General features: G+C 72.4%; 18 protein-coding genes. 11 read left to right on the top strand and 7 right to left on the bottom strand.

The features are described 5' to 3' along the window. Window positions 1–129: 129 nt before the first annotated feature. Both HZZ00_RS05675 and HZZ00_RS05670 read left to right on the top strand, forming a co-directional pair. Window positions 130–1,548 carry a hypothetical protein gene (locus HZZ00_RS05675; protein WP_180331177.1) on the top strand — a complete coding sequence of 473 codons (1,419 nt, stop codon included), beginning with the start codon at window positions 130–132 and terminating at the stop codon, window positions 1,546–1,548. Continuing rightward, window positions 1,545–3,482 carry a glycogen debranching N-terminal domain-containing protein gene (locus HZZ00_RS05670; RefSeq protein WP_180331176.1) on the top strand — a complete coding sequence of 646 codons (1,938 nt, stop codon included), beginning with the start codon at window positions 1,545–1,547 and terminating at the stop codon, window positions 3,480–3,482. The genes HZZ00_RS05675 and HZZ00_RS05670 overlap by 4 nt, the downstream gene beginning before the upstream one ends. A gap of 63 nt (window positions 3,483–3,545) precedes the next feature. On the opposite strand, the gene dusB is transcribed toward HZZ00_RS05670, so the two are convergent. Beyond that, window positions 3,546–4,676 carry a tRNA dihydrouridine synthase DusB gene (gene dusB, locus HZZ00_RS05665; protein WP_180331175.1) on the bottom strand — a complete coding sequence of 377 codons (1,131 nt, stop codon included), beginning with the start codon at window positions 4,674–4,676 and terminating at the stop codon, window positions 3,546–3,548. A 164-nt stretch (window positions 4,677–4,840) separates the two neighbouring features. Between dusB and HZZ00_RS05660 the strand changes: the two genes are divergently transcribed. Further along, window positions 4,841–6,286 (top strand): MFS transporter, encoded by a 1,446-nt coding sequence (locus tag HZZ00_RS05660; RefSeq protein WP_180331174.1) that lies wholly within the window; start codon window positions 4,841–4,843, stop codon window positions 6,284–6,286. A 72-nt stretch (window positions 6,287–6,358) separates the two neighbouring features. Here HZZ00_RS05660 and HZZ00_RS05655 read toward each other — a convergent pair whose 3' ends face one another. After that, the gene (locus HZZ00_RS05655; protein ID WP_074992243.1) at window positions 6,359–7,726 is read right to left on the bottom strand and encodes a S8 family serine peptidase; all 1,368 of its coding nucleotides are present in this window, start codon (window positions 7,724–7,726) and stop codon (window positions 6,359–6,361) included. 135 nt (window positions 7,727–7,861) lie between these two features. Continuing rightward, window positions 7,862–8,737, bottom strand: a complete 876-nt coding sequence (locus tag HZZ00_RS05650; RefSeq protein WP_180331173.1) for a helix-turn-helix transcriptional regulator — start codon at window positions 8,735–8,737, stop codon at window positions 7,862–7,864. Window positions 8,738–8,838: 101 nt separating this feature from the next. On the opposite strand from HZZ00_RS05650, the gene HZZ00_RS05645 reads away from it, so the two are divergent. Next, window positions 8,839–10,275, top strand: a complete 1,437-nt coding sequence (locus HZZ00_RS05645; RefSeq protein ID WP_180331172.1) for an MFS transporter — start codon at window positions 8,839–8,841, stop codon at window positions 10,273–10,275. Window positions 10,276–10,578: 303 nt separating this feature from the next. After that, window positions 10,579–11,106, top strand: a complete 528-nt coding sequence (locus tag HZZ00_RS05640) for a hypothetical protein (RefSeq protein ID WP_180331171.1) — start codon at window positions 10,579–10,581, stop codon at window positions 11,104–11,106. On the opposite strand, the gene HZZ00_RS05635 is transcribed toward HZZ00_RS05640, so the two are convergent. Then, complete coding sequence (locus HZZ00_RS05635) at window positions 11,099–11,686, bottom strand: TetR family transcriptional regulator (protein ID WP_180331170.1); 588 nt, start codon at window positions 11,684–11,686, stop codon at window positions 11,099–11,101. The two genes, HZZ00_RS05640 and HZZ00_RS05635, sit on opposite strands and share 8 nt — an antisense overlap. Window positions 11,687–11,712: 26 nt before the next feature. After that, window positions 11,713–12,729 carry an aldo/keto reductase gene (locus HZZ00_RS05630; RefSeq protein WP_257585668.1) on the bottom strand — a complete coding sequence of 339 codons (1,017 nt, stop codon included), beginning with the start codon at window positions 12,727–12,729 and terminating at the stop codon, window positions 11,713–11,715. A gap of 163 nt (window positions 12,730–12,892) precedes the next feature. Here HZZ00_RS05630 and HZZ00_RS05625 point away from each other — a divergent pair, with 163 nt between their 5' ends. After that, entirely contained in the window at window positions 12,893–13,948 is a 1,056-nt protein-coding gene (locus HZZ00_RS05625) for a chitinase (RefSeq protein WP_180331169.1), read from the top strand. A gap of 65 nt (window positions 13,949–14,013) precedes the next feature. Continuing rightward, window positions 14,014–15,294, top strand: coding sequence for an MFS transporter (locus HZZ00_RS05620; RefSeq protein ID WP_180331168.1), 1,281 nt, complete (start codon window positions 14,014–14,016; stop codon window positions 15,292–15,294). Window positions 15,295–15,387: 93 nt separating this feature from the next. On the opposite strand, the gene HZZ00_RS05615 is transcribed toward HZZ00_RS05620, so the two are convergent. Next, entirely contained in the window at window positions 15,388–16,770 is a 1,383-nt protein-coding gene (locus tag HZZ00_RS05615) for a glycine--tRNA ligase (protein WP_070025179.1), read from the bottom strand. A gap of 160 nt (window positions 16,771–16,930) precedes the next feature. Here HZZ00_RS05615 and HZZ00_RS05610 point away from each other — a divergent pair, with 160 nt between their 5' ends. From HZZ00_RS05610 to HZZ00_RS05595, 4 genes are read left to right on the top strand one after another with little or no spacing between them, the layout of a single operon-like run. Further along, on the top strand, window positions 16,931–17,890 hold the full coding sequence (locus HZZ00_RS05610; RefSeq protein WP_180331167.1) for a metal ABC transporter substrate-binding protein: 960 nt from the start codon (window positions 16,931–16,933) through the stop codon (window positions 17,888–17,890). Window positions 17,891–17,901: 11 nt separating this feature from the next. Continuing rightward, window positions 17,902–18,675, top strand: a complete 774-nt coding sequence (locus tag HZZ00_RS05605) for a metal ABC transporter ATP-binding protein (RefSeq protein WP_180331166.1) — start codon at window positions 17,902–17,904, stop codon at window positions 18,673–18,675. Continuing rightward, entirely contained in the window at window positions 18,675–19,568 is an 894-nt protein-coding gene (locus tag HZZ00_RS05600) for a metal ABC transporter permease (protein ID WP_180331165.1), read from the top strand. Before HZZ00_RS05605 ends, HZZ00_RS05600 begins: the two co-directional genes overlap by 1 nt. Window positions 19,569–19,627: 59 nt before the next feature. Next, window positions 19,628–20,044, top strand: coding sequence for a Fur family transcriptional regulator (locus HZZ00_RS05595; RefSeq protein WP_070025175.1), 417 nt, complete (start codon window positions 19,628–19,630; stop codon window positions 20,042–20,044). Window positions 20,045–20,069: 25 nt separating this feature from the next. Here the strand turns inward: HZZ00_RS05595 and HZZ00_RS05590 are convergent, their stop codons facing one another. Further along, entirely contained in the window at window positions 20,070–20,909 is an 840-nt protein-coding gene (locus HZZ00_RS05590) for an isoprenyl transferase (RefSeq protein WP_180331164.1), read from the bottom strand. Window positions 20,910–20,915 lie beyond the last annotated feature (6 nt).

The raw sequence follows: 20,915 nt of genomic DNA, 5'->3' as shown, positions 1-20,915 counted from the left end.
TCTTGTGTTTCCCAAGCCTGCATTACATAGTGAGTTTTGCTTGTTAAATAGGCGTAACTCGACGACGGCCACGACCGAACCCGAGGGTCGCGCGGCCGTCCGGACGTCATCGTCTCCGGGGAGCCCCGAGTGGACCGCACCGCCCAACTCACCGCCCCTGGGGCGGGGTACGAATCCGACTGCCGCCTGTGCGCCGGTACCGCGCGGGTGCTGGACGCCAACTGGACGGGCAGCTCGACGGTCCCCTCCCGCCGTCTGTACCCGCACCAGTGGTCCTGGGACTCGGCGTTCATCGCGATCGGACTGCGGCACCTGTCGCCGTTGCGCGCCCAGACCGAACTGGAGACGCTGCTGGCCGCCCAGTGGGCCGACGGGCGCGTGCCGCACATCGTCTTCAACCCCTCCGTCCCGTCCGGCGCCTACTTCCCCGGCCCCGGCTTCTGGCGCTCCGCCACCGCCGGACGCGCCGCGGGCGCCCCGCGCACCGTACAGACGTCGGGCATCGTGCAGCCACCGGTGCACGCGCTCGCGGCCTGGCTGGTGCACCGCGCCGACCCCGGGCTCTCCGCCGCCCGGGGCTTCCTGGCCCGGGTCTACCCGCGGCTGGCCGCCTGGCACCGCTATCTGCTGCACCGCCGGGACCTGGGCGGCGGCGGCCTGGTGTCCGTCGTACACCCCTGGGAGCAGGGGATGGACAACAGCCCCTGCTGGGACGCCCCGCTCGCCCGGATCGCCCCGGCCCCGGCCCGCTCCTTCCGCCGCGCCGACCTCGCCCACGGCGCGCCCGAGGACCGGCCGACGGACCTGGACTACGGGCGGTACGTGCGGCTGGCCGCCGACTACCGGGACGCCGGGTACGCCGACGGGCACGGCGAGTTCGCCGTCGAGGACCCGGCCTTCAACGCCCTGCTCGTCGCCTCCGAACACGCCCTCGCGCTGATCGCCGCCGAACTCGGCGCGACCGCCACCGCCCGCCACGCCCGCGCCGAACGGCTGACGGCGGCGCTGGTGGACCGGCTGTGGAGCCCGCGGTCGGGGATGTTCCTGTGCCGGGACCTGCGCGGCGGCGGCCTGCTCCCGGAACGCGGCGTGTCCGGCCTCGTCCCGCTCGTCCTGCCGTCCCTGCCCCGCGAGTTGGCCGCCGCGCTCGTCCGCACCCTGGCCGGCCCCCACTTCGGGCTCGGCACCCGCACCCGGCTCGTGCCCAGTTACGACCTGCTCGGGGAGGCGTTCGACCCGCACCGCTACTGGCGCGGGCCGGCCTGGTTCAACACCGGCTGGCTGCTGGAGCGGGGCTTGCGGCTGCACGGCGAGCCGGCACCGGCCGACGCGCTGCGCACGGCGCTGCTGGAGCTGGCCGAGAAGACCGGCTTCGCGGAGTACGTCGATCCGTACACGGGCGAGGCCTGTGGCGCGAGCGGTTTCGGCTGGACCGCCGCACTCGCACTCGACCTGCATAAAGAGCTTCTCAAGCGCCCGCAAGGGGGCGTGTCCAAGTCAGGCACCGGCACGTTCGACACAAGTGACGAGGGAAGGGACCGGGGATGACCGACCGGCAACATCTGCTCGTGCACGGCGCGACGTTCGCCGCCGTGGGCGATCGGGGCGACATCAGCGGGGTCCGGGGCGGCGGCTCCCCGGACGGGTTGTTCGTGCGCGATGCCCGCCATCTCAGCCGCTGGCAGCTCACCGTGGACGGCGCGGTGCCCGAGGTGCTCACGCCGGTCGCGGACGGCGACACCGCGCGCTGTGTCCTCGTCCCGCGCGGCGGCCGGCCGGAGCCCCCGGCGCACACCCTCTTCCGTGAACAGGCGGCCGGTGACAGCTCGTTCGTGGAGACGGTGCGGGTGACCAGCAACCGCCCGGTGCCCACCACCATCCGGCTGGCCATCACCGCCGACGCCGACTTCGCCGACCAGTTCGAGCTGCGCCCCGACCACCGCACCTACGTCAAGGCGGGTGCCCTGCGCTCCCGGGTCGTCATGGACGACGGCATCGAGTTCACCTACCGGCGCGCGGAATGGCGGTCCTGCACGACCATCACGGCCGACCCGGCGCCGGACGCCGTGGAGGAGACCGGCACCGGCGCCCGCCGGCTGGTGTGGACGCTGGAGCTGCCCCCGCACGGCACGCGCGAGCTGGTGCTGCGGGTGATGGCGCGCCCGCACGGCGACCGGCGCGCGCTGCGCGTGCCCCGCGACCCGGCCGCCGTGCACGGCCAACTCAATGCCGAACAGGACGCGTTCGTGCAGGGCGTGGCCTTCCCCACCGGCTGGCCGGAGCTGGCGGCGGCCTGCGCCCGGGGCCTGACGGACCTCGCGGGGCTCCAGATCCCGGCCACCGGGCCGGACGGCGAGGAGCTGCGGGTGCCGGCCGGTGGCGCCCCCTGGTACCTCACGCTGCTCGCCCGGGACGCCCTGCTCACCTCCCTGTTCGCGCTCCCGTACCGCACCGGCCCGGCCGCCGGCACCCTCCTCGCGCTCGCCGCGACCCAGGCGACCGGCGCCGGCGCCTCGGGGACCGCGCAGCCGGGCAAGATCGTGCACGAGGTACGGCACGGGGAACTGGCGCACTTCGGGCAGGTGCCGTACGGCCGCTACTACGGCTCGGTCGACGCGACGCCGCTCTTCCTGATCCTCCTCGGCGCCTACACCGAGCGGACCGGCGACCCGGCCCTCGCCCGCCGGCTGGAGCCGCACGCGCGCGCCGCCGTCGCCTGGATGCTGGACCACGGCGGCCTCACCTCCCGCGGCTACCTCGTCTACCGCGCCGACGAGGGCGGCCTCGCCAACCAGAACTGGAAGGACTCCCCGGGCGCGATCTGCTGCGCCGACGGCACCCGGCCGAGCGGGGCGGTGATGGCGGCGGGCGCCCAGGGGTACGCGTACGACGCGCTGCGCCGCACGGCGTGGGTGGCGCGCACGGTGTGGTCCGACGGGACGTACGCGGCACTGCTGGAGCAGTCGGCCGCCGATCTGCGCGACCGCTTCCAGCGGGACTTCTGGCTGCCGGACCGTTCCTTCCCGGCGCTGGCCCTGGACGGCGAGGGGCGCCGGATCGACGCGCTGGCCTCGGACGCGGGACACCTGCTGTGGACCGGCCTGCTGGACAAGGAGTACGGCGAGGTGGTGGGCCGCCGTCTGCTGGAACCCGACTTCTTCTCCGGCTGGGGGGTGCGCACGCTGGCCGCGGGCCAGCCCGCCTACCATCCGCTCTCGTACCACCGCGGCTCGGTCTGGCCGCACGACAACGCCCTGATCGCCCTCGGCCTGGCCCGCTACGGCCTGCACGACGAGGCGCGGACCATCGCGCACGCCCTGGTCGACGCCGCCACGGCCGGCGGCCACCGCCTGCCCGAGGTGCTGGCGGGCTACCCCCGCTCCACGCACCCCGAGCCGGTCCCCTATCCGCACGCCTGCACCCGCGAGTCACGCTCGGCGGCGGCGCCCCTGGCGCTGCTGACGGCGGTGGGGGGCGCCTGAGCCTGACCGGCGGCCGGGGCGGGAGCAGCCGGGAGCGGCGCGGGCCGGGCGGGCGGGGACGGCTCAGCCGCCCGACGTGTCCAGTTCCGCGTCCGCGCTCACGCCCGCGCAGTCGTAGGGGTCCTTCAGCCAGCCGTCCGGCAGCACCACCCGGTTGTTGCCGGAGGTCCGGCCGCGCGGGCCGTCGGCGCCGGCGGGCCACTCCTGGGCGAGGTCAAGTTCGTCGAGGCCGGCCCGCAGTTCCTCCAGGGACGAGGTGATCGCGAGCCGCTTGCGCATCTCGGAACCGACGGCGAAGCCCTTCAGGTACCAGGCGACGTGCTTGCGGAAGTCGATCACGCCCTTGGACTCGTCCCCGAGCCACTCCCCCAGCAGCCGGGCGTGCCGCACCATCACGTCGGCGACCTCCCGCAGCGTGGGCCGCTGGTGGTCGGTGCGCCCCTCGAACGCGGCGACGAGGTCCGCGAACAGCCACGGCCGCCCCAGGCAGCCCCGGCCCACGACCACCCCGTCGCACCCGGTCTCGCGGACCATGCGCAGCGCGTCCTGCGCGGACCAGATGTCGCCGTTGCCGAGCACGGGGATCTCGGGCACGTGCTCCTTCAGGCGCGCGATGGCCGACCAGTCCGCGGTGCCGCCGTAGTGCTGCGCGGCGGTACGGCCGTGCAGCGCGATCGCCGTCACGCCCTCCTCGACGGCGATGCGCCCGGCGTCGAGGTAGGTCATGTGGTCGTCGTCGATGCCCTTGCGCATCTTCATCGTCACCGGCAGGTCGCCCGCGCCGGAGACCGCCTCGCGCAGGATCGCGCGCAGCAGGTTCCGCTTGTACGGCAGCGCCGAGCCGCCGCCCTTGCGGGTCACCTTGGGCACCGGGCAGCCGAAGTTCAGGTCGATGTGGTCGGCGAGGTCCTCCTCCGCGATCATGCGGACGGCCTTGCCGACGGTCGCCGGGTCCACGCCGTACAGCTGGATGGAGCGCGGCGTCTCGCTCGCGTCGAACCGGATCAGCTGCATGGTCTTCTCGTTGCGCTCGACCAGCGCCCGGGTCGTGATCATCTCGCTGACGAACAGGCCCTTGCCCCCGCTGAACTCCCGGCACAGGGTGCGGAAGGGGGCGTTGGTGATGCCCGCCATGGGTGCGAGCACCACGGGCGGCGTCACGGCGTGCGGGCCGATGGTCAGCGGGTGGGTCATCAGACGGCTCCGGAACGGCTGTACAACGGAAGAACGGCGTGGGACAGGACCCCATTGTCCCTCACCGGCCGGGGTGCCGGGCCCCCGCGTACCCGGGATCCGCCCGGTACCGTGTAACAGTCATTAGTTAGACGCACTATCGAAATCGGCGTACGATGACGGCCATGCCAGAGTTGAGTCACCGCAGGCGCATGCTCGTGCTTGCGATCTGCTGCATGAGCCTGCTGATCGTGAGCCTCGACAACACCGTGCTGAATGTGGCGCTGCCCTCCATGCAGCGCGATCTGCACGCCACCACTTCGGGTCTGCAGTGGACCATCGACGCCTACACCCTCGTCCTCGCCTCGCTGCTGATGCTGGCGGGTTCCACGGCCGACCGGATCGGCCGCAAGCGCGTCTTCATGGCCGGTCTCACGGTCTTCACCATCGGCTCGGTGCTCTGTTCGCTCGCGCCCGACCTGTCGTCGCTGATCGTGTTCCGCATGGTGCAGGCGGTGGGCGGCTCGATGCTCAACCCGGTCGCGATGTCGATCATCACCAACACCTTCACCGACGCCCGTGAACGCGCCCGCGCGATCGGCGCCTGGGGTGCCGTGGTCGGCATATCCATGGCCGCGGGACCGCTGGTCGGCGGGCTGCTCGTGCAGAGCGTGAGCTGGCGCGCGATCTTCTGGATCAACCTCCCGATCGGCCTGGCCGCCCTGCTGCTCACCCTGCGCTTCGTGCCGGAGTCCCGCGCCCCCAAGGCCCGCCGTCCCGACCCGGCCGGGCAGGTGCTGGTCATCGCCCTGTTCGGCGCGCTGACGTACGGCATCATCCAGGCGCCGGAGTCCGGTTCCGGCTCGGTCGCGCCGTACTTCGCGATCGCCGTAGCGGCCCTCGCGGCCCTGCTCTGGTACGAGCCCAGGCGTGACGAACCCCTCATCGACCTGCGCTTCTTCCGCTCCGCTCCGTTCAGCGGCGCGACCGTGATCGCCATCTGCGCCTTCTCCGCGCTCGGCGGCTTCCTGTTCATGTCGACGCTGTACCTGCAGAACGTGCGCGGCCTCGACGCCCTGCACGCGGGCCTGTGGATGCTGCCCATGGCCGTGCCGACGTTCCTGTGCGCGCCGCTGTCCGGCCGGCTGGTCGGCACTCGCGGCCCCCGGGTTCCGCTGCTGATCGCCGGTACCGCGATGACCGTGAGCGCCGTCCTGTTCGCGCTGTTCGAGGCGGAGACCTCGAACGTCACCCTGTTCCTCGGCTACGTGCTGTTCGGCGTCGGCTTCGGCTTCGTCAACGCGCCGATCACCAACACGGCCGTCTCCGGCATGCCCCGCTCCCAGGCCGGGGTCGCCGCCGCCGTCGCCTCCACCAGCCGGCAGCTCGGCCAGACCCTCGGCGTCGCGGTGATCGGCGCCGTGCTCGCCTCCGGCATCGGCGCGTCGTCCTACCGCGCCGCGTTCGTCTCCGCCGCCCGTCCCGGCTGGTGGATCCTCACCGTCTGCGGTGTCGCCGTGCTCGTCCTGGGCCTGCTCACCAGCGGCCGCTGGGCCCACCGCACCGCCGAGCGGACGGCGGCGCGGCTGGAGACCTCCGAGATCCGGCAGGTGGTCACGGCCGGCCGGTAGCCGCCCGCACACGCCGGAGCCGGCCCGGGTACGCGACCCCGGGCCGGCTCACTCGTGTCCGAGGGCCCCGCCTCAGTGGCGGGAGGCCTTCGCCAGCGCCGCGACGAAGGCCGGCGCGTCGACCGTGCCGACGCCGGTGGCCATGTCGTAGCCGTCGACGGCCTTGTAGCCGGTGACGCCCTGGTAGCTGTTGTCGGTGCCGTCGTTGACGTCCACGATGCCGGTGCCCTTGTGCTTGGCCAGGCTGTAGAGGGCCGCGTTGATGTCGCCCACGCGGTGTCCGGCCACCTGGTCGGCGAGGGCCACGATGCCCGAGAAGAGCGGGCTGGCCTCGCTGGTGCCGCCGTAGACGTCCCAGCCGACCGCGGTCGGGTCGTAGCTGGAGTACACCCAGGCGCCGCCGTTGACCGCGGCGGCCATCGAGACGTCCGGGGTGCCGCGGCGGCTGCCGACGACCTTCTTCACCCCGTTCTGGAAGTCCGGCCGGGTGAACACGTGGGACTGGCCGCCGCCGCCCGCGCCGTAGTCGTTGTAGACGCTGTCCGGCGCGATCCGCTTGCCCTGCTCGTCCAGGTGGAGCTGGGTGCCGCCGACGGAGGTCACCAGCGGGTCCGCGGAGGGCCAGGAGTTGACCCGCTCCTTGTAGTAGCCCTTGCCGTCCGCGGTGCTGTCGGTGGCGCCGCCGTCGCCGGAGGAGGCGAGCACGGTCACGTGCTTGCGGGCCGCGTCCTCGAAGGCGTACCGCAGGTTGCGGATGCTGGAGAAGTCGCCCTTGCCGAAGCCCGGGAAGGTGTTCTCCGTGGCGCCGAAGCTCTGTGTGATGACGTCGCCGACGCCGTGGTCGATCAGGGACTTCTCGGCGCTCATCATCTCCGGCAGACCGGTGACGCCCTCGGTCTCGGCGACGCCGGTCTCCACCAGGACGATCTTGGCGCCCGGCGCCACGGCGTGGGCCATCTCGACGTCCAGGGTGGACTCGCCGGCCCAGCCCGTCATGTCGGAGTTCTTCGGGTCGAAGGGCGGCACCTTGCCCCACTTGACCACGTCGACCTTGGTGCTCGGCATGCCGAACTGCTTGCTGTAGACGTCCAGGTCGTGCTGGATCGTCGGGGAGCCGAACGAGTCGACGATGACGATCGTGCGCCCCTTGCCGGTGACGCCCTTGCGGTACAGCGAGTCGAGGTGGTACGCGGTGCGGTACTGCAACGGTGTGTAGCAGTTGATGTGCCACTTGGCCTGGCACTGCGCGATGGAGATCGGGCTGTCCACGTCGTGGGCCAGGGTGTGCCCGGCGACGGCCGGAGCCGCGAAGGTGTGCGGCACGGCGGCGGGGGCGGCGGCGACGCCTGCGGGGGCGGCGGTGGCCAGCGCGGCGGCGACGAGGGCGGCGGCGGTCGCGGTGGCGGCCGCGACGCCTCGCCCGGTACGGGCTATGTGCATGAAGTCCCCTGAGAGATGCGGAGTCGACCGAAGTGGTCGTGCGCATCCCATCGGGCGGGTCATGCACAGGACAACCCTGTTGAACCGTAGATGTCGAACCTTTTACCGAAAGCCCACCCGGACCCGGGGGACCGTTCAACTCCCCCGCGCCAGCAGGTGGAGCCGCTCCAGGCGCTCCCGCGTCACCTCGTCGCCCGGCGTGTACGTCACCATCCGGAGGCCCGCCTCGGGGGCCAGCCACAGATCGGTGTGCTCCAGCGTCAGGTGGCCCACGTAGGGGTTGAGGAACTCCTTGGTCCTGGAGCGGTGGCGCACCACCTCGTAGCGCTCCCAGTGCTCCCGGAACACCGGCGACTCCTCCAGCCGCCCGAGCAGCATCTTCCAGGCGGGCTCGCCGAGATGACCGGCGAGGGAGGCGCGCAGCCGGGCGGCCATCAGCCGCCGGCTCTCCTCCAGGTGCACGATCGCCGCCTGCCAGTCGGCGTTGGTGTAGGCGAGCAGCACGCAGTTGCGGTCCTCGGGCGGGATCGCGTCCAGGTCGCCCAGGAGGCGGCCGTAGGTGCGGTTGTAGGCGACGATGTCGTACCGGCTGTTCTGCACGGAGACCGGGAACGGTTCGAGGCGCTCCAGCATCTCCCGGATGGCCGGGGTGGCGCTCGAACAACTCGCTGCGGGAGACGGGTCGTTGGCACCGGCCAGCTGGAACAGGTGGGCGCGCTCGCCGGCGTCGAGCCGCAGGGTGCGCGCGAGGGCGTCGAGCACCTGCACGGAGACCTGGATGGCACGGGCCTGTTCGAGCCAGGTGTACCAGGTGACCCCGACCGCGGACAGGTGCGCCACCTCCTCGCGGCGCAGCCCCGGCGTCCGCCGGCGGGGGCCGCGCGGCAGGCCGACCTGCTCGGGGCTGATGCGCTCGCGCCGGCTGCGCAGGAAGGCGGCCAGTTCGTGCCGCCGGATCTCCGCGCCCGCGGCGGTGCCGTCCTGCTGCCGGACGGTGACCGTGCTCGTCATGGTTCCAGGGTGCCGGTGCGGTCATCCTGTTTCCAGGTAGTGCTGGTACCAGGATGAGAACACTCTGGTACCCGTCTGGGCCGGGCCGCAGGCTCGGTGGCATGAGTGAGACCATCACCGCCGGCGCCGTACGCCGGGCGACCGCGCCGCCCGCACTCGGCGGGCTCGGACTGTTCACCGTTCTGCTGGCCGCGGCGCTGCCGCTGGTCGACTTCTTCATCGTCAACGTGGCCCTGCCGACCATGGGCGCGGACCTCCACGCGGGCGAGGCCGTGCTGGAGCTGGTGGTCGCGGGGTACGGGGTGGCGTACGCCGTGCTGCTGGTGCTCGGCGGCCGGCTCGGGGACCTGTTCGGCCGCCGCCGGCTGTTCCTCGGCGGCATGGCGGCCTTCGGGCTGACCTCGCTGGCCTGCGGACTCGCGCCCGGCGCCTGGCCGCTGGTGGCCGCGCGGGTGGCGCAGGGCGCCGCGGCCGCCGCGATGCTGCCGCAGGTCCTCGCCACCATCCAGTCCGCGACCCGCGGCGCGCGCCGGGCCAGGGCGATGAGCCTGTACGGCGCCACGGCCGGTCTGGCCATGGTGGCCGGGCAGATACTCGGCGGGGTCCTGGTCGCCGCCGACGTCGCCGGGACCGGCTGGCGGGCGGTGTTCCTGGTCAACGTGCCGGTGGTGGTCCTCGGGCTGGTCCTCGCCGTGCGGGTGATGCCCGAGACCCGCTCGCAGCACCCGGAGCCCGTGGACGGGCCCGGCACCGTGCTGCTCGGGCTGTCCCTGCTGACGCTGCTCGCCCCGCTCACCGAGGGCGAGGCGACCGGCTGGCCCCTGTGGACCTGGCTGTCGCTGGCCGCGTTCCCGTTCGCGGCGGCCGCCTTCTGGCTGGTGGAGCGGCGGGCGGACCGGGCGGGGCGGACCCCGCTGGTGCCGCCGAGCCTGCTGGGGCCGGCGTCACTGCGGCGCGGGCTGGTGCTGATCGTGCCGTTCGCGGTCGGTTTCAGCGGCTTCATGTTCGTGATCGCGCTGGCGCTCCAGCAGGGCGCCCGGCTCGGTCCGGTGCCGGCCGGGCTCGCGCTGGCGCCGATGGCCGTGGTGTTCCTGTTCACCTCGCTCGCCGGGCCCCGGCTGATCGGCCGCTACGGCACCCGGGTGGTCAGCGCCGGGTCCCTCGTCCAGGCTGTCGGCGTGCTGCTGATCGCGCTCGCCGTGTGGCGCCAGTGGCCGCGCCTCGACGTGGTCGCGCTGGTGCCGGGGATGGCCGTGGCCGGGGCCGGTCAGGCGCTCCAACTCCCCAACGTCATGCGGATCGTGCTGTCCGAGGTGCCGCCGGCCCGGGCCGGGGTGGGCGGCGGGGTGATGGTCACCACCCAGCAGTCGGCGCTCGCGCTGGGCGTGGCCACGCTGGGCACGCTGTTCCTCGCCCTGGTCCCGCACCTGGGCATGCGTGACGCCCTGCTGGTCACACTGCTCGCGCAGGTGGGCGGGATCGCGCTGACGGGGCTGCTCGGACTGCGGCTGCCGCGGGCCGTCGGGGAGCTGCCGTAGGGCATCCGCGGGACGTCCGGGAGCCGTCCGTGGGGGCGCGGGCCCCAAAGTCCCCGGGGCGCCCGTCGGGCCTCACCGGGCCACTACCCGGGCGCCGCCGGACGGCGCAACCCGGGGCGGTGCCGCCACCGCTCGCCCCAGGCCGGGAAAGGCCCACCGGAAAACTCCCGCAATACGCCCCTGACCTGCGTGTACACAGATCACCGGGGGCGGTCACACAGCGCTTCGAGTGGCCGACGGAGCGAAGTCGGGTCAGCCTGGATGACGTCCGATCGAGCGACGATCGAGCGACAGGAGAGAACCATGACCTCCGTACTCCGCCACCACCGCTACGGCCGCGCGCTGGGCACCGGCGCCATCACTGTGGCGCTGCTCACCGGCGGTACGGCCGCAGCCTTCGCCGCCCCGACCCCCACCCCTTCCCCGACCCGCACGGGCACGGCCACGACGACGCCGAGCCCGATGCGCACCCGCACGGCCCCGATGCCGACCCGCACCGAGCGCCCGCGCGTGAACCGCACGGAAACCCCGCGACCGACGCGCACGGTCACGCGCGGCTCCATCACCGTCTCGACCCGTGAGGCGACCGTCCGGCGCGGCCGCGCCGTGGCCTTCACCGGTCGCGTCCGGGACGTCCGGGCCGGCACCACCCTGGTCCTGCAGCGCCGGGTGGACGGCCGCTGGAGCACCCTGCGCACCACGGCCCTCGTGAACCGCAACGGCACCTTCACCATCCGCCGGACGTTCACCGCCCGGGGCACCGAGACGGTGCGCGTGGTGACCCGCGACGGCCGCGTCCAGTCCGCGGCGATCACCGTCCGGGTCAGCTGAGACCCCGCACCAACAGGTCCACCAAGGCCGTGAATTCCTCGCCGACGCCGGGCCGGGTCCACTCCCTGGCATAACAGGGATCATGGAAACGACCGGTGGCCTGGAAGACGGCCCGGGCCGCAACCGCCGGGTCGGGCACCGCGAAGGTGCCCGACCCGGCTCCTTCCGTGATGATGCGCGTCAGCTGCGCGGTCAGTTCGGCTATGTGCTCGCCGACGACCGCGCCGTTCTCGTCGGTCAGCACCGTGTACGTGGCGAACAGTTCCGGATCGTCGCCCGCCTTGTGCCGCTTGGCCTCGAACAGGGCGGTGAGCCAGTCCCGCAGCCGGGCCGCGGGGTCCCGGTCGGTCGCGTCGACGATCCGGGCGAGCTTCTCGGAGGTCCGGTCCAGCCAGCGCTTGGTGACCGCCTCGCGCAGCGCGGCCTTGGTGCGGAAGTGCCGGTAGACACTGCCGTGGCTGACGCCGAGCGCGCGGGCCACGTCCACCACGGTGGCCTTGGCCGGGCCGTGGCGGCGCAGCACCTCCTCGGTCGCTTCGAGGATGCGCTCGGCGGTCAGGGTCTCGCTGGTCGGTGCCATGTTCTAGACCGTACCCGGCGGCCGGATCAGCGCTCGCTGTCGAGGTGTGCCATCTGCGCGCTCGGGTAGCGGTCGCCGGCCGCCGCGTCCGCCGGCACGGCCTCCTCGATCGCCGCCAGGTCGGCCGCGTCCAGGGTCACCTCCAGCGCGCCCAGCGACTCGGCCAGCCGCTCGCGGGTGCGCGCGCCGATCAGCGGCACGATGTCCGCGCCGCGCGAGAGCACCCAGGCGATGGCGGTCTGCGCCACGGTGGCGCCCTTGCGCTCGGCGATCGCGCGCAGCGCGTCGACCAGGTTCAGGTTGTGCTGGAGGTTCTCGCCCTGGAAGCGGGGCGAGTGGGCGCGGAAGTCGTTCGCGGCCAGCTGCCGGTCGCGGTCGAAATGGCCGGAGATCAGGCCGCGCGACAGCACGCCGTACGCGGTGACGCCGATGCCCAGTTCGCGGACGGTCGGCAGGATCTCCCGCTCGATGCCGCGCGAGATCAGCGAGTACTCGATCTGGAGGTCCGAGACCGGCGCGGTGGCGGCGGCCCGGCGGATGGTGTCGGCGCCGACCTCGCTGAGGCCGACGTGCCGCACGTACCCCTTCTCGATCAGTTCGGCGATGGCGCCGACGGTCTCCTCGATCGGCACGTCGGGGTCGAGACGGGCGATCCGGTAGACGTCGATGTGGTCGACGCCGAGGCGCTGGAGGGAGTAGGCGGCGAAGTTCTTCACGGCGGCGGGCCGGCCGTCGTAGCCGCTCCAGCCGCCGTCCGGGTCGCGCAGGGCGCCGAACTTCACGCTGACCAGGGCCTGTTCGCGCCGCGCGGCGGGTGCGGCGCGCAGGGCCTCGCCGATGAGCATCTCGTTGTGCCCCATGGCGTAGAAGTCGCCGGTGTCCAGCAGGGTGACACCGGCCTCCAGGGCGGCGTGGATGGTCGCGATGGACTCGGCGCGGTCGGCGTCGCCGTACAGCGCGGACATGCCCATGCAGCCGAGGCCGAGGGCGGAGACCTGGGGGCCGGTGGTGCCCAGGGAGCGGGTTCGCATCGTGGTCGTCATGGCTCCAGAGTGACATGACAGCTGACAGATTTCAATATCTGTCATCTGTCAGCTGTCATTCGCGGCGGCTCTTTGGTCCAGACCTATTGACGTCCGGCGTGGACCAGACCACTGTCATGAGCACGACTCCGGCACCTCACCGCACCCCACCGGGAGGCCCCGCATGTTCCGTCGCACCCTGTCCCTGCTCGCCGCCGCGCTCGCGACCGCCTGCCTCACCCAGCTGCCCGCCGCCGCCACCGCCTCGGCCGCCCCGGCCGCCGACACCTGCGCGGTGAAGTCCCGCCCGGCCGGCAAGGTGCTCCAGGGCTACTGGGAGAACTGGGACGGCGCCGCCAACGGGGTCCATCCGCCCTTCGGCTGGACCCCGATCACCGACTCCCGCATCCCCGCCCACGGCTACAACGTGATCAACGCGGCCTTCCCGGTGATCCTCTCCGACGGCACGGCGCTGTGGCAGGACGGCATGGACTCCGGGGTCAAGGTGCCCACGCCCGCGGAGATGTGCGCCGCGAAGGCCTCCGGCGAGACGGTGCTGCTGTCCATCGGGGGCGCGACGGCGGGCATCGACCTCAACTCCACCGCCGTGGCGGACAAGTTCGTCTCGACGATCGTGCCGATCCTGAAGCAGTACAACTTCGACGGCATCGACATCGACATCGAGACGGGTCTGACCGGCAGCGGCAACATCAACCAGCTGTCGCCGTCGCAGGCGAACCTGATCCGCATCATCGACGGCATCCTCGCCGGGATGCCGGCCGGCTTCGGCCTGACGATGGCCCCGGAGACGGCGTACGTCACCGGCGGCAGCATCACCTACGGCTCGATCTGGGGCGCCTACCTGCCGATCATCAAGAAGTACGCCGACAACGGCCGGCTGTGGTGGCTGAACATGCAGTACTACAACGGCAGCATGTACGGCTGCTCCGGCGACTCCTACGGGGCCGGCACGGTGGCGGGCTTCACCGCCCAGACCGACTGCCTGAACAAGGGCCTGGTGGTGCAGGGCACGACGATCAAGGTGCCCTACGACAAGCAGGTCCCGGGCCTGCCCGCGCAGCCCGGCGCGGGCGGCGGCTACATGTCCCCGTCCCTGGTCTCCCAGTCCTGGCAGCACTACGGCACGTCCCTCAAGGGCCTGATGGACTGGTCCATCAACTGGGACGGCTCGAAGAACTGGACCTTCGGCGACAACGTCAAGGCGCTGCAGGGCCGTTGAGCATCCGGAGGTCCGCGGGCGGTGGGTGAGACCCGCCCCGTGACGCCCCGGTGTTCAGTTGCGGGGTGACTCATCCTCTTCGTTCACGCGACTTCCGGCTGCTCTTCGTCAGCCGCACCATGTCCACGCTCAGCGACGCGCTGGTGCCCACCGCGCTGAGTCTCGCCGTGGTGGAGGTGACCGGTTCGGCGACCTCGCTGGCCGTGGTGCTCGGCTGCGCGCTGGGGGCCCGGCTGCTCACCCTGCCCGTGGCCGGCGTGGTGGCCGACCGCCACGACACCCGCCGGGTGGCCTTCGCCGCCGATCTGACCCGGGTGCTGACGCAGGCGGTGGTCGCCGTCCAGCTGGTCGGTCCGCACCCCTCGATCGCACTGATCGCCGTGGCCCAGGCGGTGGCGGGGGTCGCCTCGGCCGTCGGTCTCGCCAACCTCTCGCCGCTCGTCATCCGCGCGGTGCCCGGCTCGGGGGCGCAGCGGCAGAAGGCCAACTCGCTCATGGGAGTGGCCAAGAGCATCTCCCAGCTGGCGGGCCCCGCCCTGGCCGGCGCGTCGATCTGGGCGGTCGGCACCGGCTGGGTGTTCGTGCTCGACTCGGCCGCCTTCGCGGTCAGCGCGACCATGATGCTGCTCGTCCGGCTGGACGGGGAGGCGGCGCCGGCCGGCACCCGGCGCCCGGTCCTCGCGGGACTGGCCGAGGGCTGGGCCGAGGTGCGCGCCCGGGACTGGTACTGGATCAGCCTGATCGCGCACGCGACCTGGAACTTCGCCGCCAACGTGCTGCTCACCCTCGGTCCGCTCGTCGCGGTCACCCGACTGGGCGGGCCGGGCGCGTGGGTCGCGGTGACCCAGGCGGGCGGCATCGGCCTGCTGGCCGGCTCGCTGGTGGCCGGACGGGCCCGGCCCCGGCGCCCGGTCCTGGCCGGCAACCTGGTCCTGGCGAGCTACGCCCTGCCCCTGGCCCTGTTCGCCGTCGCGGCACCGGTGCCCGTGCTCGTCGCCGGATACGGCATCGCGATGGCGGGCCTCGGCTTCCTCAACCCCACCTGGCAGACCGCGGTGCAGACGGCCGTTCCGCAAGCCGTGCTCGCCCGGGTCGCCTCCTACGACTGGCTGGTCTCGCTCGCCGCGCAGCCGCTCGGCGTGATCCTGGCCCCGATCGCCCTGCAGGCCTGGGGCGCCGGGCCGCCCTTCGCGGCCGCGGCCGTCCTGGTCGCCGTCGTCTGCGCCGGCACCGCGCTGGCGCCCGGGGTGCGCGACCTGCGCCTCGAACGGCCCCCCTGCACCGGCCCGGACGGCGCCCGTCCGCTCGGCGGGGTGCCGCGGGACGAGGCGGCGGGCACGCCCTGACCGGACGCGGGGCCCGTCGGATGCGCGAAAACGCCCGCCCCCCGGCCGAACGGGTCGACCGGGGGGCGGGCGCGAGGCCGGAGAGGACCGGGATCAGCAGCCGACGAGGCGCTGGGCCAGGTAGCCCTCGATCTGGTCCAGCGACACACGCTCCTGCTTCATCGTGTCCCGCTCGCGGACCGTCACCGCGTTGTCCTCAAGGGTGTCGAAGTCGACGGTCACGCAGTACGGCGTGCCGATCTCGTCCTGCCGGCGGTACCGGCGGCCGATCGCGCCCGCGTCGTCGAACTCGATGTTCCAGTTCTGCCGCAGCGCCTGCGCGAGACCCTTGGCCTTCGGGGACAGCTCGGCGTTGCGCGACAGCGGCAGGACGGCCACCTTCACCGGGGCGAGACGGTGGTCGAGGCGCAGCACGGTGCGCTTCTCCATCTTGCCCTTGGCGTTCGGCGCCTCGTCCTCGACGTACGCGTCGAGCAGGAACGCCAGCATCGTCCGGCCGACACCGGCCGCCGGCTCGATGACGTACGGCGTCCAGCGCTCCTGGTTCTCCTGGTCGTAGTACGACAGGTCCTGGCCGGAGGCCTTGGCGTGCGAGGAGAGGTCGTAGTCGGTGCGGTTGGCGACGCCCTCCAGCTCGCCCCACTCCGAGCCGCCGAACCGGAAGCGGTACTCGATGTCGGCGGTGCGCTTGGAGTAGTGGGAGAGCTTCTCCTTCGGGTGCTCGTACCAGCGCATGTTCTCCTCGCGGAGACCGAGCCCGGTGTACCAGGCCCAGCGCTGCTCCATCCAGTACTCCTGCCACTTCTCGTCCTCGCCCGGCTTGACGAAGAACTCCATCTCCATCTGCTCGAACTCACGGGTGCGGAAGATGAAGTTGCCCGGCGTGATCTCGTTGCGGAACGACTTGCCCATCTGGGCGATGCCGAACGGCGGCTTGCGGCGCGAGGCGGTCTGCACCTGGGCGAAGTTGGTGAAGATGCCCTGCGCGGTCTCGGGCCGCAGGTAGGCGACGGAGCCGCTGTCCTGGGTCGGGCCGAGGTGCGTCGACAGCAGGCCGGAGAACTGCTTGGGCTCGGTGAACTGGCCCTTGTTGCCGCAGTTCGGGCAGTTGATGTCGGCCAGGCCGTTCGCCGGGGCGTGGCCCTTCTTCTCCTCGTAGGCCTCTTCGAGGTGGTCGGCACGGAACCGCTTGTGACACGCGGTGCACTCGGTCAGCGGGTCCGTGAACGTGGCGACGTGGCCGGACGCGACCCAGACCTCGGGGGCCAGGATGACGGACGAGTCGATGCCGACCACGTCCTCGCGCGACGTCACCATGTAGCGCCACCACTGACGCTTGATGTTCTCCTTCAGCTCGACACCGAGCGGTCCGTAGTCCCAGGCGGCACGCTGACCGCCGTAGATCTCACTGCACGGGAAAACGAAGCCACGGCGCTTGCTCAGGCTGACGATGGTGTCGATCTTGTCGGCGGCCACGGTGCTCTCTTCATTACGACGACGGGCGTTGAAGCGAGATGCTTCCAGCGAATGATTCAGGTTACCGGCGCAGGCTCCCCCACGACCAAATCGGCCCCCGCCTGGGACCCCGCCAGGGGCTTGTTGACAACGGTTTCCATTTTTGTTGAAAATGACTGTCATGAACATACGTCGACGTCCGCTGTCCGCCGCCGCCCTCGCCGCCGTCGCCGTCCTCGGCGCCGGCACCCTCACCGCCTGCTCGGGGAGCGGCTCCGCGGCGACCGGCGACGGCCGGCTCGACGTCGTCGCGTCCTTCTATCCGATGTCGTTCCTCGCCGAGCGGATCGGCGGCGACCACGTCCACGTCACCAGTCTCACCACGCCCGGCCAGGAGCCGCACGACCTGGAGATCAGCCCCAAGCAGATCGCCGCGATCGACGACTCCGACGCCGTCCTCTATCTGAAGAACCTCCAGCCCTCCGTGGACGACGCGGTCGCCCAGTCCTCGGTGCCGGCGAAGATCGACGCCGCCTCCCTGACCACCCTGGAGTCGCACGGCAACGAGGTCGGCGGTCACGCGGCCGCGCACGACGACCGGCCGGGCGAGGAGTCGGCGGGCAAGGACCCGCACATCTGGCTGGACCCGGTGCGCTACGCCCAGGTCGCGAAGGGCGTCGGCAAGGCCTTCGAGAAGGCCGACCCGCAGCACGCGGCGGACTACGAGAAGAACACCGCCGCCCTGGTCAAGCGGCTCGACGACCTCGACCGGCAATTCCGCGACGGCCTCGCGCACACCCGGTCCAAGGTCTTCGTCACCACGCACGCCGCCTTCGGCTACCTCGCCGAGCGCTACGGCCTCACCGAGGAGGCGATCAACGGCCTCGACCCGGACTCCGAGCCCAGCGCCGCGCGCGTGCGGGACCTGGAGCACATGGCGAAGGCCGACCACGTCTCCACCGTCTTCTACGAGACGCTCGTCAGCGACAAGACCGCGAAGACCATCGCGCACGACGCGGGCCTGAGGACCGACGTCCTGGACCCGATCGAGGGCATCACGGCCAAGTCCCGCGGCACGGACTACTTCTCCGTCCAGAACGCCAACCTCAAGGCGCTCCAGCAGGCGCTGGGCGCCAAGTGACGGGAGATCCCATGGAGACCAGCGAGCCTGTCATATCCCTGCGCGGCGTCCGGGCCGACCTCGGCGGCCGTCCCGTCCTGCGCGGCATCGACCTCACCGTCCGCCGCGGCGAGGTCGTCGCCCTGCTCGGCGCCAACGGCTCGGGCAAGTCCACGGCGGTCCGCACCGTCATCGGCCAGGTGCCCGTCACCGCCGGCACCGTCGAACTCTTCGGCACCCCCCGGCGCGCGTTCCGCGACTGGGCCCGCGTGGGCTACGTGCCGCAGCGCACCACGGCCGCGGGCGGCGTCCCGGCGACGGTCACCGAGATCGTCTCCTCCGGCCGCCTCGCCCGCACCGGCTTCGGCCTCTTCCGCGGCGGCGACCGGCAGGCCGTGCGGGACGCCCTGGAGCGGGTCGGCATGGCGGACCGCGCCAAGGACGCGGTGACCGCCCTCTCCGGCGGCCAGCACCAGCGCGTCCTGATCGCCCGAGCGCTCGTCGGCCGGCCCGAGCTGCTGATCATGGACGAGCCGATGGCGGGCGTCGACCTGGCCAGCCAGGAGATCCTGGCCCGAACGCTGAAGGCCCAGGTGGAGGCGGGTACGACGGTCCTCCTCGTGCTGCACGAACTGGGCCCGCTGGAACCCCTGATCGACCGGGCTGTCGTCCTGCGGGACGGCTGCGTCCTGCACGACGGCCCGCCCCCGCGGGCCGTGGGCCAGCATGCCCTGCCCGGCCACGACCACGTGCACCCGCACGCCCCCGGGACCACCGATCCGATCCGCACGGGACTGCTGAGCTGATGGACTTCCTGAACTACGCCTTCATGCAGCGGGCCCTGCTCGCCGCCGTCCTGGTCGGCGTCACCGCGCCCGCCATCGGCATCTACCTCGTCCAGCGCCGCCAGGCCCTGATGGGCGACGGCATCGGCCACGTGGCGATGACCGGCGTCGGCCTCGGCTTCCTGCTGTCCGCCTCCCCGGTCTGGATGGCGACGGCGGTCTCCGTGCTGGGCGCCCTCCTGATGGAGCTGATCCGCTGGTACGGCAGGACCCGCGGCGACATCGCCCTCGCCATGCTCTTCTACGGCGGCATGGCGGGCGGCGTGATGTTCATCAACATGGCCCCGACGGGCTCCAACGCGAACCTGACGACGTACCTCTTCGGCTCCCTGTCCACGGTCTCCCGGTCGGACGTGCTGGCGATCTGCCTGCTGGCCGCGTTCGTGGTCCTGGTCACCGTGGGCCTGCGCCGCCAGTTGTTCGCGGTGAGCCACGACGAGGAGTTCGCGCGGGTGACGGGCCTGCCGGTCCGTGCGCTGAACCTGCTGACGGCGGTCACGGCGGCGGTCACGGTCACGGTCGCGATGCGCGTCGTCGGCCTGCTGCTGGTCTCCGCGCTGATGGTGGTCCCGGTGGCGGCGGCCCAGCAGCTCACCCGCAGCTTCGCCGCGACGTTCGCGATCGCGGTGGCGATCGGCGTGACGGTGACGGTGAGCGGCACGATCACGTCGTTCTACCAGGACGTGCCGCCCGGCGCGACGATCGTCCTGCTGACCATCGCCGCGTTCGTCGCCCTGGCCGTGCTCGCCACGCCCGTGGCCCGTCGGCGCGCCCGTGCGAGCGGCTCCGCGGGGGACCCGGCGGAGTGCGTGATTCCGGCCGCGCGGGGCGCCGGCGAGGAGATCAACGCCTGACCCCGGGCGGTCCGGGCTGGCACAATGGCCCGGTCAGGGTGTGACGTGAGGAGGCAACGGTGACGACCGCTGGACCGCCCGTGAAGGGCCGCGCGACCCGGCAGCGGGCAGCAGTGGCGGCGGCGCTGGGCGAGGTGGACGAGTTCCGCAGCGCGCAGGAGCTCCACGACATGCTCAAGCACAAGGGCGACTCCGTCGGCCTCACGACCGTCTACCGCACCCTCCAGTCCCTCGCCGAGGCCGGCGAGGTCGACGTCCTGCGCACGTCCGACGGCGAGTCCGTCTACCGCCGCTGCTCCACCGGCGAGCACCACCACCACCTCGTCTGCCGGACCTGCGGCAAGGCGGTCGAGGTGGAGGGCCCGGCGGTGGAGAAGTGGGCCGAGGCGATCGCCTCCGAGCACGGCTACGTGAACGTGGCCCACACGGTCGAGATCTTCGGTACGTGCGCGGAGTGCGCGGACCGGAGCGACTGACCCGGCCGCGCCCCCGGCGCCACCCCTACGACGCGGGGGTGTTGCCCTCCATCGCCAGCAGCTCCTCGTTCGGGATGGCCCCGCCGAAGCGCCGGTCGCGGGAGGCGAACTCGACGCAGGCCCGCCACAGGTCGCGCCGGTCGAAGTCCGGCCACAGCACGTCCTGGAAGACCATCTCGGCATAGGCGCTCTGCCACAGCAGGTAGTTGGACACCCGCTGCTCGCCGCTGGGCCGCAGGAAGAGATCCACGTCCGGCATGTCCGGGTAGTACAGGTACTTCTGGATCGTCTTCTCGTTCACCTTGGACGGATCGAGCCGCCCGGCCTTCACGTCCTCGGCCAGCGCCCGCGCCGCGTCGGCGAGTTCGGCCCGGCCGCCGTAGTTCATGCAGAAGTACAGCGTGATCCGGTCGTTGTCCTTGGTCTGCTCCTGCGCGACCTGGAGCTCCTTCGCGACCGACTTCCACAGCCTGGGCATCCGGCCGACCCACCGCACCCGCACGCCCAGCCCGTCGAGCTGGTCCCGGCTCTTGCGGATGAAGTCGCGGTTGAAGTTCATCAGGAAGCGGACCTCTTCGGGCGAGCGCCGCCAGTTCTCGGTGGAGAAGGCGTACAGCGAGACGTTGCGCACGCCGATCTCGATCGCTCCCTGGAGCACGTCGAGCACCTGCTCGGCGCCGACCTTGTGCCCCTCGGTGCGCGGCAGCCCCCGCTTCTTGGCCCACCGCCCGTTGCCGTCCATGATGATCGCCACGTGTTCCGGGACCAGCTCGTCGGGCAGCTTCGGGGGACGGGCGCCCGAGGGGTGCGGCTCCGGTGCCGTGTACTCGCGCCGCTGGCGCCCCAGGATCCCGCGTACCACCATGTGCTC

Source organism: Streptomyces sp. NEAU-sy36 (genome assembly GCF_013423905.1).
GTDB lineage: Bacteria > Actinomycetota > Actinomycetes > Streptomycetales > Streptomycetaceae > Streptomyces > Streptomyces misionensis.
This window is presented reverse-complemented; position numbering and strand designations above follow the sequence as displayed.